Origin of the sequence: Loktanella fryxellensis (genome assembly GCF_900110065.1) — a bacterium.
GTDB classification, from domain to species: Bacteria; Pseudomonadota; Alphaproteobacteria; order Rhodobacterales; family Rhodobacteraceae; genus Loktanella; species Loktanella fryxellensis.
This window is the reverse complement of the sequence record NZ_FOCI01000072.1, coordinates 1-1,163: the sequence shown is the minus strand read 5'-3', so window position 1 is coordinate 1,163 and position 1,163 is coordinate 1. Positions and strand designations below refer to the sequence as shown.

At 53.7% G+C, this 1,163-nt stretch carries 2 protein-coding genes; one reads left to right on the top strand and one right to left on the bottom strand.

Annotated elements, in window-relative coordinates:
- On the bottom strand, window positions 1-615 hold a 615-nt coding region (locus BMX16_RS17240; RefSeq protein WP_089906020.1), incomplete at its 3' end, for a recombinase family protein.
- A 166-nt stretch (window positions 616-781) separates the two neighbouring features.
- On the opposite strand from BMX16_RS17240, the gene BMX16_RS17470 reads away from it, so the two are divergent.
- A complete protein-coding gene (locus BMX16_RS17470) occupies window positions 782-1,141 on the top strand; it encodes a hypothetical protein (protein ID WP_143058103.1) in 360 nt (119 codons plus the stop codon).
- Window positions 1,142-1,163: the final 22 nt, after the last annotated feature.

Sequence of the window (1,163 nt, the reverse complement as noted above, 5' to 3'; positions counted from 1 at the left end):
CCCCCCTCGTGCTGTTTTGATCCCTCTCGCGTTTAATTCTGTTGCGATCTGGCGAAGCGACGCACCACCAGCTCTAATCTGCTCAATCACTGGTAAGACGTTCGCAGCATGAGTTAGGGCCTGTGCCTTGTTCACCGCCGCGCCCTTCTTTGCTGCCTGACGTTGCTCATAGGCCCGCATAGGGTTGGACCAGCCAAGCTTGACGCCTCGTGCTTTTGCCGCTGCCAGTGCCGCCTTGGTGCGCTCAGAGATGGCGCGGCCTTCTTGTTCCGCAACCGCCGCCATAATGTGCAGTACAAAACGATTAGCCTCAGGCATATCCGCCGCCGTGACCTCGACCCCGCTTTCCAGCAAGTTGGCAATAAACGCGACATTGCGGGCGAGACGATCCAACTTGGCAATGAGCAACACAGCCCCTGCCCGCTTTGCCTCTAATAGCGCACGGACCAATTCTGGGCGATCTGCCCGTTTGCCACTCTCGACCTCGACAAACTCTGCCACAACCTCACCACGGCACAGCACATGCGCCGCAACCGCCGCACGCTGAGCTTCCAGCCCTAAGCCGCTCTGGCCCTGGCGTTCTGTTGATACGCGAAGATAGGTAACAAATTGCATAGCGCGGACCTCTGAACCTATGAGTGACCTTAGGGTGTATAAACACTGTAAGGTGGTACAGTGTTTATACAGCTATGTGCAATGGTGTTTTTTTCTGTCTCCGAGTGTGAAAGGGTGAAAAGGTAAACGGCAAAGATGCCGGAAACCTTTTATGTTAGGTGAACCCATGGCAACCTTCAGTCTAACCGCCGCCGCAAAAGAAGTTGGCAAAAGTAAACCAACCATTAGTAAAGCAATAAAAACAGGGAGATTGAGCGCGAAGAGGGTAGGGCAGGGCTATGAGATAGACGCCGCTGAGTTATTTCGGGTTTACCCCAAAGAAACGAAAATTGCCCCCCCAAAGGAAATCACTTCAAGTAATGCGGTTAACCTGTTGGAGTTAGAGACAAAGATGCTCCGAGAGCAGCTCGATCGTGAGCGCGACACTGTAGATGACCTGAGGAAGCGTCTAGACCGAGCTGAGCGGCTAATTGAGGATCAAAGACCAGCACAACAAACGCCGCGCAAGTGGTTCTGGCAGAAGTAGAAACGCCGTGAAGGTGAAGACC

Coding starts and splice junctions, on each gene's coding strand:
- BMX16_RS17470 (WP_143058103.1), top strand. CDS start 782: ATGGCAACCTTCAGTCTAACCGCCGCCGCAAAAGAAGTTGGCAAAAGT.